This is a genomic window from Mycoplasma miroungigenitalium, from assembly GCF_013008635.1.
Taxonomy (GTDB): Bacteria; Bacillota_I; Bacilli_A; order Mycoplasmatales; family Metamycoplasmataceae; genus Mycoplasmopsis; species Mycoplasmopsis miroungigenitalium.
On record NZ_CP053096.1, the window covers coordinates 515,312 to 530,874 of the forward strand.

Consider the following 15,563-nt stretch of genomic DNA (forward strand, 5'->3'; position numbering starts at 1 on the left):
ATGGAAAATTATAGTCAACAAGCATATTGGCTTTATTCTTTGAAGTTAAATCTCGCAATTACAGACAATGAAAGAGACGCTGAACTTATCGAATTAATTGATATAGCTCACATAAATATTTGAACTCAATTTTATGAACTTAAGCTTGAAAACGACGCAATTCCAAGTTCTCATCCTTGAGCCTTCGATAATATTACCAAGCGAGCGACTTTGCATTTGGCGGCGACTTATTTCATGAACCCAGACATCAATATGCAAGGTTCAAATGTTATCGACAATCGCATGATTTATAGAATTTTAGGAGGTCGCGTTAAATATGCTTAATCATACAAATACGAGAAATTATCGTGAACCATTCTACCTTGTAAAATTTACGCGTAAAAATGTCGACGGCTTAAATTCAAACCGTGAGTTTGTTCACTTTTTATTCTTTGGCTCAATTATGCAAGATAAAGATTTAAGTTTAGGAACCAGTGAAAGGCCTGCTGTTGAGGCGTTATCAATCAAGATATTAAACACTTCTCACGTGGTTGAAATTGGTGACTTAATCTACAGAAACTCAAAACTTTACCAAATTGTTAGTGTTGATAAAGACCAGTTCAATAAGCAAGAGTTGAAACTAAGAGCGACTTATATTAGTGAATTAGAAGCACAGGCTGACTTAATTGAGTATGTTACAAATATTACAAAAACTAAACCGCTTGCTAAACCTCGAGATTTAGCCGACAAAGAATTTGTGAATAAGTCAGTTGAGACTTTAAAAAGTGAGTTGCTTGTTAAAATGGATGAATACTCTACCGACATCGAGTACGATGCTCTCGTTGATTCAACTGAAAAAATATCAGCTAGAGTAAGCAATATCGAAGAAGATTATGTTAAACATCCTGAGTTAGAAGTTTACGCAACAAAAACACAAACTGACGAGTTAAATAATCAAATTCAAGATTTAAAAAACGAAAATGTTAGTCATAATAACTCATTAGACAATTTAAACACTTCAAAAGCGGATAAAACCGAGTTAAATGAGAAAATAACAGCGTTAAATCAAGAGTTTACAACTTCATTAACAAATTATTCAACTTTAAAAGACTTATCAGTTCTAGACGCTAAAACCGACGAGTTAGCAACCTCTTTAGCAAAATCAACAATCGACTTAAAAGAGTTACTAAATCAAAGTGTTGAAAGTCTGCAAAATGTTGATAAAACTCATGAAACTTCAATAAATTCAAATGTTGAAAAGTTAAAAAATTTAACCACTCGGACTAATAGTTTAAGTGAACAAATAGCTCAAAGCAATAGAGACTTACAGAGCAACAAAACTGAATTAAATGGGTTAATTGAAGTTAATAAGCAAGATATTAAAAAGTTGAATGCTTCAAAGGTTAAACATTCTAAAACTTTAGAAACTCTTACAGAATCAACAAACGCATTAAGTTCAAAAACTAAAGAATTAGAAAACGCAATTAATTCAACTAATCAAGAAGTTGATGACCTTAAAAACTCGCATTATACTTTACGCAATAATCACTTAGAATTATCTAAAAAAGTGGCTGGTGTTGAAAGTTTAAATAACGACCAAACTAAAACCATTGAGCAACTTAAACTTAGTCTTCAAGCAAATACGCTAGCTGATAAGCAAACTTTAGACCGCTTCAATGCGTTAAGTAGTGAATATATCCAAAAAAATGCGAAATATTCTGGTGATATTGAATTATTAAAACAACAAGCTAAGACTTTTGCAACTGTTGAAAGCTTAAATAATTTAGAAGCATCAACTAGTCAAAGTACTCAAACATTAACTACTAAACTTGAAAGCACTAATGCAACTACATTATCAAACAACCAAAAAGTTATTCAACTAGAGCATAGAATTGACGACTTAATTATTCCAGTTATTCCAAGTGATAACTTAACTGAGGCAAATTTAAATGCAAAGAAAAGAGAAATGTCGGGTCTCACAATAGTGCCGGGCAATGGAATAGCAAATGCGTCGTTTTTCCTAAACAAAGGAAACCAGATGTTTGAATATTTCAATAATGGTAATACCACTGGAATTTGAGATAAAACTAACGAACGGGAAGTTATCGGACTTAATGGTGACGGTCGCATTTGACTTCATAATCGAGTAGACTTTGCTAATCATACTGCCTTCAACGTTGCAAATCCAACGCAAGATAGCGAAATTGCTAATAAGCTCTATGTTGATAATAAATTCAACAGCATTGACTTATCGAATTTAGCAACTAAAACAGAGCTAGGTTCAAAGTTAGACGCATCAAAACTTTCGACTTTAGCAACAAAGCAAGAATTATCGACAAAGGCGGAAACTTCTCAATTATCAACTTTAGCGACTAAAACTGAATTAAATAGTTATGCAACTAAACCGCAATTGAATAGTTTAGAAAGCACGCTAAACTCTAAAATAAGCACTGAATTAAATAGTTCAACAGCTTTAATTAACGCTCAAAAAAGTCAAATTGAGTCGTTAAAAAGTCAAGTAAGTAGTTTAAGCAGTCAGTTGAATACGTTTAAGCAAGAATTTTTGAATAAACTAAACGCTCCTAAATACTCATTTTATTCACATAGCACTAACAGTCGAGATAGCCTAATAACTGGAGTGTTTAAAAACGCAGACCGTATTAATAGAATAGACATTCACATTAGAGACACAACCGCTATTCACTTTGATTTTCAAAAAACTTGGATGATTAGAACTCAATATGGACTCCATTCTGTGTCAGATTGATTTAACTTAGATAATAAAGAGTGGTTTAACTTTCTTTTTAAAAGGGAAGGTAACAATGTAAGATTTCATCAACAAAAACAAGTTCATAACATTGATTTGCTTTTCATTATTGAGTTAAAAAATGAATAAAGACTTTGATACATTAATTAATATCGAAAACGATAAAGAGCTTGCTAAAGAGTTTAAGACTTTACTCGAACAAAACATTAATCGAAAATTGTTTTTAAAAATTATTAGGGCTGACAAGTCTCAACATTTTATCAAAGACAAACAAGCAAAGATTTACGACCGCACTTTGAAATTGATACCAGATTCTTCATATGCTAAACGGCGCAGTAAAGTAAGCACAAGTTTACACGCAAGACAATTCGGAAAGCTTAAAGACTTGATAGTTAAGCAATATAAAGACATTCCCGACGGCGTTAACGCAAGTGTGTCTTTAGACAAAAACGTTAAAGGCTACCAGCGTGGAATCTATTTCTCAATTATTCGAGGTTATAGAAAAGCAAGTGACGGTCATAAACTGCGTTATCGTTATAGCAAAAAAGGAGCAAAAACTGAAGCATTAAATAAAGCACGTAATAAGGTAATCAAAAATGATAATGCTTACGTCGCTAATTATGTTCGCGAAGTCTTTGTTCCTGAATATCACAAATTAATTAAGGAGGACAATGAAATCAACTAATCATACAATCGCAAGTGAAATATACAAATTTTTAAAACAAGATAATCCAGAAATTCCAGAGTTTAGTTTTCAAATTATCGAGGATGACCACTTCAATAATCGACTGGTTATATCAACTGAAAAAAGCGAATTAACTCCGAGATATTATGGTGATAAATTAGAGAGAGTAAAGTTAAACATTTCGCTAATTATCGATAAATTATCACATCGCAAACAAATTGAATTATTTAATTGAATCGTCAATTATTGCGGTGAGTTGTGAGAAACTGAGACTTTTAAAATTTTACAAAAATGAGTCGACAACATCCAACTTTTTAAAGGTGATGGGAGTTGAGAGTATTGAGTTCAAAGTGAACCCGTAAATTTTAATCAAGAAAGCCAAGAGTATTCATTTTCGCTTGAATTACTTTTGGAAAGGAAGGAAAAAACAAATGTTTAAAACAAATAATCAAACCACGCTATCAATAGCTACAATTCCGACTGGAAATAGCGACAGCGATAAAAACTTTCAAGTTATTAAATATATAACTGAATTAAAACACAATTATTCAACTAAAAAAGAAGACCGTGTTTACTTCCATAATAAAGGACAAAGCACATCAATAACGACTGGAGGCTCACATTCTTTAAGCGTTAATTTTGACTATAACGACGAAGAAGAAGCACATCGTTATTTATTAAGTTTGTTGCTTGGTGATGCGACTTCAGTTAATAATCAATTTATTAAAATCACATTAAAAAACATCAGTCGTCAAATCGGCCAACATGTTGAAATATCTGGTAAAGCAACAATAAACTTCAAAAATCACGCCCCAAGTGGTGGTGCTGACGGTTTGCTTAAATTTGAGCTTGATATCTTACCGCAAGACGATGCTTGAGTAGTTGAAGATATTGCTGACTAATGGCTAGATTTAATTTGAAAGACTTAGAAAACTGAAATGAGCCAGACGTCTTTATTATTGACGACGCTTTAAGTTTTAACTTAGACACGACTGCTCACAGCATTTTTAAGTTGCAACAATTTATCAACAAATATGGGGACTTTAACAACTCAACTAAGTCATTAAACACTCAAGCTGATAAGGACTTTTTAAACATTATGCTTAAACCGGCAGATGTTGATAAGTTTATTAAAAGTGTGAACCGGAAATATAAAGCAATGCACGTAACTCAAATAGTGCATCAAATGTTTCAGTTTTGATTCTCACAAGCAACGGGACAAGACTTAAATCAGTTAGAACAATTACAAGAAACAACAAAAAAGCATCAAGTCCAGTAATTGACTATATTCAAGATTTAGACCTAATAATTTCAGCGTTTTATCACGACTATAAAATTAAAGCTAATGAATTATTAAGTTTAAAAGGTCGGGAGTTTTTAGTGCTGTTAAACGGACTTAGCGATAAAAATTTATTAATGAAAGTGGTGTGCGTTCGGGGTATGAGTGAAAGTGAATTAAGCGCAGAATATAAAGAATTAAAGAAAAACTTTCGACTTAACCAAGGCACAGAATGCGTTAATGAATTAGAGTCGTTTGCGAGTGCGATGGCGGGAAGGAAAGAATATGGCAACTGGACACGTTAGTTTAGCAATAAAATTAAAAGCTAAAAATTTAAGTAAGGACTTAGAAAGAGTCCAAAAGAAGTTTAAAAATTCAATAGATTCAATTAAGACAATGTTAGTTGCAGCCAAATTAGGGTCGTTTTTAATTGCTGGAGCGGACGGAGCAATAGCTGAATATATGGCTAAAATGCGACTAATGGCTAATTTAAACGAGCAAGGATTTGGAAAAGAGCAAAGTGAACGACTTTTCGAACTTAGTGATAACTTTGAAAAACTAGGTTACAACGCCGACACAGCTAACGATGCACTGACGCAATTTATTAGCACGGGTAAGGCAACTAGTTTACAAATTATCGGAATTTATTTGGACAAAAACACTAAAAGCACACTCGCAAATGTTAGTGCTCAAGAGCGTTTAAACTGAGTGCTTAGTCAAGGTAATAACAAACTTCGAGAACAACAAAGAGCTATGCCTAAAAGCATACAAACTCAAATAGAGTTGCGTAAAGCAATTGACGACACAAAGAAAGCACTTGGTCTAAGTTTTATGAAAGTAATCAGCAATATTGTGAGTGCTTTTGGTGGACTAAATAACGCTTTAAAATTAGCCATTGTAGCATTTAGTGCATATAAAATTGCAACTATAGTCGGCAACGTCGGGATTGGTATTTCTAAAGCCATCGCCCAAGGCGGAGTTTTCGCAGCCCCGCTTGCGTTTGCGATGGGACTTAGTGCTTTGGCTGGAATTAGTGCGTTAATAGGAACAGCGGTCGTTGCTGGTAATGCTATCAGTGGTATGAATTCATTAGGTGCTAGCGAAGTTAGGGAAGGTGTAGATACTCCGACTGTTGTTAATGTCGATATTAGCGAGGATAGATATGGCAAGGAAGTTCACGAAAGAAGTGGAAACAACAATGGGAGAGTATCAGCATAATGAGATTAAAAGATTTTAGCGGTAATTTAAGGCTTCAAATCAACGGTGACGACGCTTGAGCCTTTAGTAATGAAATTAAGTTTTCATATCACGTCACAAACTTTAGCAAGGTTATCGTCAATAATGTAATTCATAAATCCCAACTTAATTCCGGTAAACACTTTGACTACACTTCAAACTTTTCAGACTTAGACACATTCGCACTCGCTACAATTTATAGCGACGATAAAGCAATCTTTACTGGTTTAGTTAATTCTCAAGGTCGTTACTCTCTTAACCCATATAAAGTAAAAGATAAAAGTTTGGAATTAGTTGACATAAGGTTATGACTTTCTAAAAAGTCGCCAGTCGACATCGCCTTTATCGACATTTCGCCGACAGAAGCGTTAGATTTGTTTATTAATGCTTTAAATGAAAAAGGACGCATAAAAAAGGGAGTTATAAATTTTAGCGACAACAACAATATAACCGCATATGATACAACTTCAAAAAGTCCATATTCTGTGCTTAAGGAAATTATCGCAACGCAGACGCGGTCGTTTTTGTATTTTACGCAAGATAATTCCGGAAACTTGTTGATAAACTTCGCAAGTGAAGCAGACTTTGAAAATAAGCCAGCGCTAAAAATTAGCCCTAACAACTGAAATGACTTAGAACTTTTAGATTTAAGGGTCGAAGAAAATTATGATGGATATTTTAACCGCATTCGACTTGAAAGTGATAGTGTTATAGCTTCTAAACCTAATCAGCAACTTTTTATCGTTAGTGAAGTAACTAAGTCGCTCTGACTTGACGAACCATTCGGTCGACTTGTTGAAGCCGGTAATCCACTTAAATGTTATTGATATAACTTGGGTGATTCAGCTCACTTACAGCCATTCGAACTAATTAGTAAGCAGGAGCAAAGTCAAGGTAAAAATTATCATGGTTATTATGTTGAAGACAGTGCTGAAATAGTTTTAAATCCAGAATGAAGCAAGGAAAACGTCGGCGTTGTTATAGTTTATTATTCTAAAAATAAGCAAGCGATAACACTTGAAAACGCACAAGAAATCAAGAGAATTCACGGATTAAATAATTTTACGGGTGATGTGTATAAGTTCGAGCAATTCAATGATATTTCAACTTTTAGCGACTTGTTTAAGCAGGCAAATAACTCATTAAAACTTAATTCTAAACCTCGTAAAGAGTTGACTATTGAAACAACTAAAGCGTTATTGGAATTAGGAGATGCTGTCTTGTTAGATTTTAATAATCAAAAATTCGACGGTCGTTATATTGTTTATGGTTTTAACGGTCGCTTTCGTGGTAGCGACAACAGCGTTCATGTGACTTATAATTTGCGTAATGGTCTTAATAGTGATACGTTAATTAATTTTTACGATTCTCAAGAATACAAAAAAAATCCACTCTTTATCAGTGGACTTAAGACGACATTCAAATATCGCGATAATAATAATTTATTACGTGTATATAAAAACATCGAATTTGTTGGTTTAAGAGAGTTAGGTTTAGAAATTCCCGACCCTGATAAACTAGGTCTTTTACCTTCCTTTATTCCTTATACGCAAGACCCAACCGTCAATTATCACAAAGGACAAGACGGCTGAGAATTCTTAGCGTTTAAATAACTTAATAGTTTTATAGATTGAGTAACTTGACGCGATTGCAAATGTTACGGTTAATGATGAATAAGCAATTACGTGAGATAGATATGGTATGTTGTTAGTTGGATAAAAACGTCAAAGTCAATAAAGTTTGTTGTTATATCAAGTTGTTGTGTATTGATATTCTTTAGGGTCTCAAGGATTCATGACAACTTTGTAAGTACCCATTTCTCCTCATCTAGGAGCAGTAGCAACTAGTATTGCCGTAATCATCAATAGTAAGCAAATTATACTTACACTCAATCAAAGTATTTTTTTGTTTTTTAAATTCATATTATTAATTTTATCAAGAAAGGAGTCAAAATATGCCTGAAAACAAAAACAATGACAGCTGGTTTGAGTCTTTAGCTCAATATCTAGTTGCAACTCCGACTGAAAGACCTTATGTATTCAGTCCAAAAAATACAAATCCAAAATATCAAGGGGTTATTCCAGAATTTGATTACAAAATAGCGCCTCAGGAAATTAAAACGAGTGATTGAACTTGTAAAGATATTGATATCGTAGTTGCATTCTTAACAGCGTTTCCAACTGAAGCGAGTGAGCGAAACACGAATCAATTATTACAAGCATTAACTCTTAAAAAGATAATTAAAAAACTTTATAACCAGAATCGAATAACTTACTTTTATGAGTTTGAATATAAGTCAAAAGTTTATTCTTTTATTGTTGTAATTTCAAACATTTGAGACAAACCAACAACGCAAATATTTTTTAAAGATAAAAATACCAATAAGAAATTACCACACATATTTAAAGTCGACCAACTTCGAAGTGGTTATATCTTTGGAATTTGCGAAATTGATAATATATTACACGTTATTAAATTTAATGATTTTACAAATGAAACAAACGGCGACAAGGTTGAAGTAAGTCAGATATTCAAATCAACTTTTCCCGAGGATTCAAAAATTACAACTTTTAAAATGGTTACTTTTAGTGAAAGTTTTAATAATGATAATTATGTCGATGTTATGTTACAAACTCCGGACAATAAATTCTGATACGGTCAAATTAATACTGACATAACAAATACAAAAAACACTTGACTTCACTACTCGCCCGTTTATATCGGAATTCAAGGCGAAAAATTTGATGAAAACACAAACTTACGTGTTTGCGACTTAAACTCAATGACAATATCTACAATGCTTCGAAAAGAAAACGACACTAACGCCTTTTATGGAAATGTTGTTTTAGGTATTAATAGCGGGTCTGAAATCTATGGTTATCCAACTAAAGTCGACAGCAATTATGTAACAACTGAAAAGTCTGGAAATTTTAAAGAGTTATTCGAACCTTTCCATGCTGAAAATTTCACTTATAACGACCTGTTATTTAATTCAAACAATCGCAAAAACAATGTTGAATTTACTATGAATATAGGTTCAGTAAGCGCTCAAATTCATAAAGGTTCGCTTTCTTGAGGTGATGGAGTTAATGATATAGTTATGCAATATGCACATGAACTTGCAAGCCATCCTGATACAAAAGAAAAACAAAAAGCAGTAGCAAAATCTAAGATGGAAGACCACTGAGGTGAACAGTTACGAGAATTTCCTACCAGACCTTTTCATTACAGAGTGCTAAACTGAGAACCTCGTCATACAGATAATTTTGAACTTCCGGAATGATTTTTACGCCTTGCTTTACAAGATCCCAAAAAAGTTAATTTTAAAGTAACCAGTGAAATCGAAAATCAAAACACAATATTAATATGTTTATATCTTGCTGATAAAAAATTCAAGGAATATCGATACTCAACTCCTTATTTTGAAAGACAAGATAGCGACTTAATAGAAATTGAAGACTTTTATTTCGACTGTAACTTTGTGGTTAATTTAGACGCTCGGGTTCGTAATACTGTATCGCAAAAAAACCGCTTATTTAAGCTTACTTTTACTAAGTTCGATAATTCGCCTAATGGACTAATCTTTGGAATTGATAGAGGTATTCAAGACATTGGGAAGTCAACGGCTGGCGTAATTCTAAGTGATACTGAAATAGCGGTACCGGTTCTCACGTTAGACAACAAGTGGAAAGTTTATAGTTTTTTTAACGACTCTAAATTCGATGAAAGTGGAGCATTTAATGATAAACCACCTAGACTTTTAGGAACGCTCCCAACTTTACCATCAACTTCTACGCCTCACGCTTATTCAGTGATAGAAACTAAAAACTCCCACCCGTATTTGTTTATTATTCATGAAGCGGGAATTCACGCATTTAACGGACTTTATGAAGGTGTTAACTCGCCTTACAACCTTAATATTACGCAAAGCATCGACCTAGATAATTTAATGATATTCAGAGAGCAGTGTTTAGTTAAGTTTTTAGTTAATTCTGGGAAAGTTAAAAAATTCTTAAATCTAAAATACGACCAAAAACCATTTAATTTATCAAATGTTCCATTTTTATATAAAACTCTCGGAATCAATAATTTAAGCGACAACTTGAATATCTGTATATTACAAGACGCAGATCTTAACTTCTGCGTTCCGATTAAAGATGTAACAATTAATGACACAACTCTAACCTTATCAGCAATTATTAAAAACACAACTCTAAATACTGGATTATCTAAAAAGCACGCTAAAAAATTTCAATGACTCGACAGCGTTGGAAATGTTGCGTTTGAATTTACGGATTCATTAAGTGCTAAAACAAGAAACGACAACTACCAAGTTAATTCACATATTCCATTTGGCTATCAATATTCCGATAAACATTTAGAAAATCACGATACAGCTAAGTTATTAACTCACATGTGAAAAAATTCCAGTGTTGCTAAAGATTTTTTACATAGCCACATGCGTTTTAAATACACAGATGGAACTCACGTTGAGGTTATAGTTCAAGAATTAGGTATTAATCGATTAAGCGTTAAAAATAACCGAGCTGTTCTTAACTTTAAACTTGGGCTAAAAAAGGAAGTTGGAAAAGTTAAAAAATTCTATGACTTTGAAATCGGTAATGCTGAAACTAATAACTTTAAACCGCTTGGAGAATTTGAAACATTTATCGTTGATGAAAACACGGACGGCGTCGCAAAAGTCGGGACTTATGAATATGAGTTCTTAAGCTTTGGAAAGTAGGAAAATATGGGAAAAATCAATTTTATCAATAAGACAAATTTTTCAAGTCTAGAAAATTACAAAGACGAGACGAAAGTTATCACAGCTGAAAATGTAAACGAGATTAAACACAGCGTCAATCAAATTTACGACATAGTCAACTCAACAAACTCGCAAGTTGAGACAAATAAGTCAACAATTAACGACTTAAAGTCAAAGTCAATAACATATGACTCAAACACAACTAAATTAAACAAGTTAATTAATGATGTTCGCAGTTTAACCAATGATCTTAATTCACTAAGTCATAACGTTAGAGTTCTAGAAGCTAGTGCTGGTTTTAGACCCAAATTAGTTTATCGCGGTACGGTGTTTATTAGCGAAAAGGGAAGCATTAGTTTAAGAGGTTCATTGAATAATTGAAATAATAGCGAGTACTCGCATTCAATTTACGCTTTAAGTTTGACTTTAATATATAACAACGGTCGCAGTTATAACCATTCGCAAATGTTTTCACGAGCTCAAGTTGGTGACAAAATGATTTTTACCACAGTCGCAATTGATGCTGACTATCCAAGTTCTAACACTTCAGTGTCGCTGTTTTCAATTAGCGGGGATGGAAACCTTAAACACGAGCACGACGGAAGTCTATACGCTAACGACGATAAACTAACTTTAAACACTAGCAAAGTTGTAATATTTGAACTCTTATAATTAATATCTATATCTATATTAATATATAATTTAAATTAAAGGGAGGTGAGTTTGATAACAGGCTTTATTATATGGATTTTACATACCATATCAGCGAGCGCTGAACGGATATACATGGTAGTCCCAAATATTCAAGACTTGGGGTTAATAGACAAGTTAAAAGAATTAGATATCTACTCGTTTTTCGACACTATGACTAAGACAGAAAAGTCGATAACGTACATAGTAATGGCAGTCGAAATAGCTATTGAGTTTTATGTGTTTATTAATTGACTGCCAAAGTTTTTATCAGCACGTTTCGCTGCCATGAGAAACAAAAGCAAAAACGACGTTGAGGTTTGAAAAGCGATACAGACCAAAATCGACAACAATTTAGAATTAAGTCGAAGAGAACAAAAACTTTATAAAAAGTTAATGAAAGGAAAAGAATAACATGAAATTTAAAAAATTAATTATGACTGGAAGCGCAATAACTTCATTATCAGCTGTGCCATTATTAAGTGCAGCCTGTTCTCCTAAAAAAGGAGCTGATTATTTAAAGAAAAAATATCAGGAACATAAAAAGAAAAAAGAAGCTAAAGAAGCTAAAGAAGCTAAAGAAGCACAAAAACAAACAGAGCAAAAAACTGCTAAACCTGAAACTCAACCAGAAGACAAAAAAGTTGAACCTAATAAAGAAGTTAAGTAGTTAATATGCATATTTGGATTGAAAGACTTAGCAATAAGTGGAAGGCTATATTAATAGTTATCAGTATCTTAACTATGGTCGCGTCGCTTTGTTTATTAATTGCTGCCTTAGCGGATGATGGTTACAATAAATTCGCAAAAGTGTTTTTTATAGTCGACACAATTGAAGTTAAAGACGACCGCTGAAAAGACTTCTTAAAATACGCTCAAGAGCAAAAGATAGCAACTGAACATATTGAAAAACTTCGGGAAATTTTTGGTGACAGATACACAATTGAAACAGAACGCTTAAATGTCATAGGATTTACATTTTTTAATATAAGTATGATTTTATTAATAGTTATTAACCTAGACATTTTAAGTGCATCAATGTTTATAACCATCAGGTTAGCAGAGAATTCGGTAGACAGACTAAGACGTGAGAATTTAATTGACCAACAAGCATACTCAAAAATTAGTGAGATATTAGCAATTCAACACGCTAACAACATTAAAGCAAAGAACGCTAAAATTGATAAAAGTTTATTAAGTCAAAGAATTCAAGAATTGGAAAGCGAGCAAGTAATTAATGAAGAGGAATAAAGACACATCGCATTTGGATAAGTATATTTTGGAGCATAAAAAACTCAAAAGGACGCACAAGAAAATTTTAGTGTTTGTGTTCTCATTGCTGGTTATGATTGTAATTAGTTTGATTATTCTGTTCTTTCCATTTAAAGATGGGTCAACAATTGAAATCATAATCGAAGAATTTTATTCGAAGCAGTGAAACTCGAAAACCATAACTCAGTTAATTATTTCATTTATTGCGTGAATAATTGTGATTTGAAAAATGGCGTTAGTAATTATGGAAACTATTCTATATAAGAAGCGAAAAAATCTATTCCAGAAAGAATTAAGCGAAAAAGGCGAATTAGATATTTTTCAAAAACGAAGTGGAATTTTTCAGATTTTCAAAAAAGACGCTCCCGAATTTGTTGACTATACATTGAAATTGTTAATTAATTCATTTATCGAGACAGCTCAACCACTTAGTGCTAACGCAACCTTATTAATTCGTGACATTTTAGAGTCAGCTGAGTTAAAACGCAAAGAGAAAATCGAAAAAATTAGGGAAATAGTTGAAAAAGAAGGTCATAAGGTCAACGACCCGAAAATTGTTAAAGCTTTCAGAGAAATATAATTAAGTCGATGGTTAATAGCTTCGGCTTTTTTATTAAGTTAAATGCTTCAAGCGCATAAAAAAAACAAGTCTATATAAGCACAAACTTGTTAATATTTTTAAAATTTATCGGCGACGAATTCTTTAATTTTTTCAACTTTGTCCGTTTGCTCTCATGGAGCGTGTGGTTGGAAGTGACCATAGACGCTAAAGTCAGCATATTTTACATTACTAAAACGCAGTCAATTTACTATGTTATTAGTTGAGAAGTTGAAAAAGCGCTTAATTACATGATGAATTACTGAATTTGATACGTGGTTAGTTCCAAATGTTTCAAACGTGTAAGCAGTGATGTCCTCAACTCCAATCACATAATTAACTTGAATTTCGAACTTATCAGCAAGTCCGGCCGCGACTATATTTTTAGCAACATAACGAGCATAATAAGCACCACTTCTATCGACTTTAGTTAAGTCTTTACCACTAAACGCTCCGCCTCCATGACGAGCGTGTCCACCGTAAGTGTCTACTATAATTTTGCGACCTGTTAAACCAGTATCAGCAAAGGAACCGCCGACATAGAACGCTCCCGTTGGATTAATTAATAGTTCGAAGTCGTCAGTTGTTGATACGCTGAAGTATTCTAAAGCTGGTTTTAGTGCATATTCAATTATTAAATTCTTTAATGTCTCATTTTCAACTTCTTTAATTGTTTGAACGCTAACAACTACTTGAGCTATTTTTTGTTCGCCGGTTTTCTTGTTTATTTGAACCGTGGTTTGCGACTTAGCATCATACTTAATTCAATGCTTGAAGTTGCTTCTTAGTTTAATTTGTTCCAGTCCTTTAAGTAGATAGTGAGAGAATTGTGAAGTTAGCGGTAATAAGTCGCTTGTTTCACTACAAGCATAACCAAACATAATCCCTTGGTCACTCGCCTTAATTACGTCGGTTGAATTGCTTTGTACGCCTTGGGCTATATTTGGCGATTGCGTGTTCGTATTTACTAAAATAGTAAAGTCATTTTCGTTATATTCTAAAGATTTTAAGACGTTTCAAGCAATTGCTCGATAATCGACTTTAGCTCTGGTTGTGATTTCACCACCGATAATAATTAAGTGGTTACAAGCAAAGACTTCAACCGCAACACGTGCAAATTTGTCTTGCTCTAGAATTGCGTCCATAATTGAATCGCTTATCGTGTCGCACATTTTATCAGGATGTCCTTTTCAGACGCTTTCCGAAGTAAAATAAGTATATTTAGTTGTATTAATTTTCATGTTTCTCCATTTCTTTATTAATGTGAGCGAATCAGTTTTTTAAGTTTTCTAATAAGGCTAAATCTAGTTGTTTAGTTGTAAAACTAACTCCGCTAGGTCAGATAATTTTTTTAATGTTTGTTTTATTGAATGAATACACAACGCCGTTATTTAGGTTAATTATTGCGACTTTAAAGTGATGGTAGTCAATAGTTAAAAAACCATCATAAACATTATTATCGCAGTCAACTAGTTTTACTCGGCTGTTGCAAATTTCTTGAATTTTAATCTGCATGTTTTTCGATTTCATTTCCGTCATACACACGCCAGTTTTTGACTTTATTTTTTAATTTGTGAGCGGGCGTATCAAAATAATTAAGTTGATATGTTCTCATTTTTGATTTTATTTCTTTAATGTTTTTAACTTGATCGTATTTATAAATTATTCAGTTATGTAATCCATAGTCGTCTTTATAAAGTTTTTTATATTTTTTAATCTTTGAAACTGGATAAATAACTTCAAAAGTTTCGGTATCTACAATATCAAGATTATCAAGATTACTCAAAATTGACTGAACTAATTTAAACGTCAATTTATTAGATATTTGTTGAGAGTTAAAAAACTCAGGATTAGAATAAAGTTCGTGAACAAAAGCAACATTCGGACGTTTAATTCTATAACGCAATCAGGTTCAAAAGTCTAAGTCGCGATAGTTTAACTCAGTTATTTTTTCGTTCATTTTTGTTTTAGTGAACTAAGTCAGTGATAAGTGTCTAAACTTTCAATACTTCAATGTTGAGTGTATTTTTCAAGAGTTCGAATGTCTAAACTCTCACCTTTAATATATGTTATTAATGCTTGTAATAGTTCAACTTCTATTCAGTCAATTGAGTTAAAAGTGCACTCAATATTTCACTGCTTATTATTAGGTAATTCTAAAACTAACACTTCCCTATCAGTCCTTATAACGTAGTCAACTTTAATGTTGTGGCGTTTGAGAATTTTAGAATTAGAAATTAGGTCTAAAACTTGTTGACGTTTTTGTTTTAAATATTGATTTTTATCCATTTT

General features: G+C 32.7%; 20 protein-coding genes. 15 read left to right on the forward strand and 5 right to left on the reverse strand.

Translation table 4 applies throughout. The features are described 5' to 3' along the window. From HLA87_RS02430 to HLA87_RS02470, 9 genes are read left to right on the forward strand one after another with little or no spacing between them, the layout of a single operon-like run. Entirely contained in the window at positions 1–324 is a 324-nt protein-coding gene (locus HLA87_RS02430; protein ID WP_171111580.1) for a hypothetical protein, read from the forward strand. After that, the gene (locus HLA87_RS02435; RefSeq protein WP_171111582.1) at positions 317–2,875 is read left to right on the forward strand and encodes a hypothetical protein; all 2,559 of its coding nucleotides are present in this window, start codon (positions 317–319) and stop codon (positions 2,873–2,875) included. Before HLA87_RS02430 ends, HLA87_RS02435 begins: the two co-directional genes overlap by 8 nt. Beyond that, on the forward strand, positions 2,868–3,431 hold the full coding sequence (locus HLA87_RS02440) for a hypothetical protein (protein WP_171111584.1): 564 nt from the start codon (positions 2,868–2,870) through the stop codon (positions 3,429–3,431). The genes HLA87_RS02435 and HLA87_RS02440 overlap by 8 nt, the downstream gene beginning before the upstream one ends. Then, on the forward strand, positions 3,418–3,870 hold the full coding sequence (locus HLA87_RS02445) for a hypothetical protein (RefSeq protein ID WP_171111586.1): 453 nt from the start codon (positions 3,418–3,420) through the stop codon (positions 3,868–3,870). The genes HLA87_RS02440 and HLA87_RS02445 overlap by 14 nt, the downstream gene beginning before the upstream one ends. Beyond that, complete coding sequence (locus HLA87_RS02450; protein WP_171111588.1) at positions 3,863–4,333, forward strand: phage tail tube protein; 471 nt, start codon at positions 3,863–3,865, stop codon at positions 4,331–4,333. The genes HLA87_RS02445 and HLA87_RS02450 overlap by 8 nt, the downstream gene beginning before the upstream one ends. Next, positions 4,333–4,710, forward strand: coding sequence for a hypothetical protein (locus tag HLA87_RS02455; RefSeq protein WP_171111590.1), 378 nt, complete (start codon positions 4,333–4,335; stop codon positions 4,708–4,710). Before HLA87_RS02450 ends, HLA87_RS02455 begins: the two co-directional genes overlap by 1 nt. Then, a complete protein-coding gene (locus HLA87_RS02460; protein WP_171111592.1) occupies positions 4,629–5,015 on the forward strand; it encodes a Gp15 family bacteriophage protein in 387 nt (128 codons plus the stop codon). Before HLA87_RS02455 ends, HLA87_RS02460 begins: the two co-directional genes overlap by 82 nt. After that, on the forward strand, positions 4,996–5,928 hold the full coding sequence (locus HLA87_RS02465; protein WP_171111594.1) for a hypothetical protein: 933 nt from the start codon (positions 4,996–4,998) through the stop codon (positions 5,926–5,928). The genes HLA87_RS02460 and HLA87_RS02465 overlap by 20 nt, the downstream gene beginning before the upstream one ends. Then, positions 5,928–7,559: a hypothetical protein gene (locus tag HLA87_RS02470; protein ID WP_171111596.1), complete on the forward strand. Its 1,632-nt coding sequence runs from the start codon at positions 5,928–5,930 to the stop codon at positions 7,557–7,559. The genes HLA87_RS02465 and HLA87_RS02470 overlap by 1 nt, the downstream gene beginning before the upstream one ends. Here the strand turns inward: HLA87_RS02470 and HLA87_RS02475 are convergent. Then, on the reverse strand, positions 7,545–7,868 hold the full coding sequence (locus tag HLA87_RS02475; RefSeq protein ID WP_171111598.1) for a hypothetical protein: 324 nt from the start codon (positions 7,866–7,868) through the stop codon (positions 7,545–7,547). The genes HLA87_RS02470 and HLA87_RS02475 overlap by 15 nt on opposite strands. Before the next feature lie 32 nt (positions 7,869–7,900). On the opposite strand from HLA87_RS02475, the gene HLA87_RS02480 reads away from it, so the two are divergent. The 6 genes from HLA87_RS02480 to HLA87_RS02505 all read left to right on the forward strand — a co-directional run bounded on the left by HLA87_RS02480 (position 7,901) and on the right by HLA87_RS02505 (position 13,253). After that, entirely contained in the window at positions 7,901–10,690 is a 2,790-nt protein-coding gene (locus HLA87_RS02480) for a hypothetical protein (protein ID WP_171111599.1), read from the forward strand. Between the two features lie 6 nt (positions 10,691–10,696). Beyond that, positions 10,697–11,383, forward strand: a complete 687-nt coding sequence (locus HLA87_RS02485) for a hypothetical protein (RefSeq protein ID WP_171111601.1) — start codon at positions 10,697–10,699, stop codon at positions 11,381–11,383. A gap of 114 nt (positions 11,384–11,497) precedes the next feature. Beyond that, positions 11,498–11,815, forward strand: a complete 318-nt coding sequence (locus HLA87_RS02490; protein WP_171110693.1) for a hypothetical protein — start codon at positions 11,498–11,500, stop codon at positions 11,813–11,815. A gap of 1 nt (position 11,816) precedes the next feature. Beyond that, the gene (locus HLA87_RS02495; protein ID WP_171111603.1) at positions 11,817–12,071 is read left to right on the forward strand and encodes a hypothetical protein; all 255 of its coding nucleotides are present in this window, start codon (positions 11,817–11,819) and stop codon (positions 12,069–12,071) included. 74 nt (positions 12,072–12,145) lie between these two features. After that, the gene (locus HLA87_RS02500) at positions 12,146–12,652 is read left to right on the forward strand and encodes a hypothetical protein (protein ID WP_237022739.1); all 507 of its coding nucleotides are present in this window, start codon (positions 12,146–12,148) and stop codon (positions 12,650–12,652) included. A gap of 94 nt (positions 12,653–12,746) precedes the next feature. Next, on the forward strand, positions 12,747–13,253 hold the full coding sequence (locus tag HLA87_RS02505; protein ID WP_171111607.1) for a hypothetical protein: 507 nt from the start codon (positions 12,747–12,749) through the stop codon (positions 13,251–13,253). A 98-nt stretch (positions 13,254–13,351) separates the two neighbouring features. On the opposite strand, the gene metK is transcribed toward HLA87_RS02505, so the two are convergent. From metK to HLA87_RS02525, 4 genes are read right to left on the reverse strand one after another with little or no spacing between them, the layout of a single operon-like run. Further along, positions 13,352–14,512 (reverse strand): methionine adenosyltransferase, encoded by a 1,161-nt coding sequence (gene metK / locus HLA87_RS02510; protein ID WP_171111609.1) that lies wholly within the window; start codon positions 14,510–14,512, stop codon positions 13,352–13,354. Then, on the reverse strand, positions 14,502–14,786 hold the full coding sequence (locus tag HLA87_RS02515; RefSeq protein ID WP_212752325.1) for a hypothetical protein: 285 nt from the start codon (positions 14,784–14,786) through the stop codon (positions 14,502–14,504). The genes metK and HLA87_RS02515 overlap by 11 nt, the downstream gene beginning before the upstream one ends. Further along, on the reverse strand, positions 14,776–15,231 hold the full coding sequence (locus HLA87_RS02520; protein WP_171111615.1) for a hypothetical protein: 456 nt from the start codon (positions 15,229–15,231) through the stop codon (positions 14,776–14,778). The genes HLA87_RS02515 and HLA87_RS02520 overlap by 11 nt, the downstream gene beginning before the upstream one ends. Then, positions 15,216–15,560: a hypothetical protein gene (locus tag HLA87_RS02525; RefSeq protein ID WP_171111617.1), complete on the reverse strand. Its 345-nt coding sequence runs from the start codon at positions 15,558–15,560 to the stop codon at positions 15,216–15,218. Before HLA87_RS02525 ends, HLA87_RS02520 begins: the two co-directional genes overlap by 16 nt. Positions 15,561–15,563 lie beyond the last annotated feature (3 nt).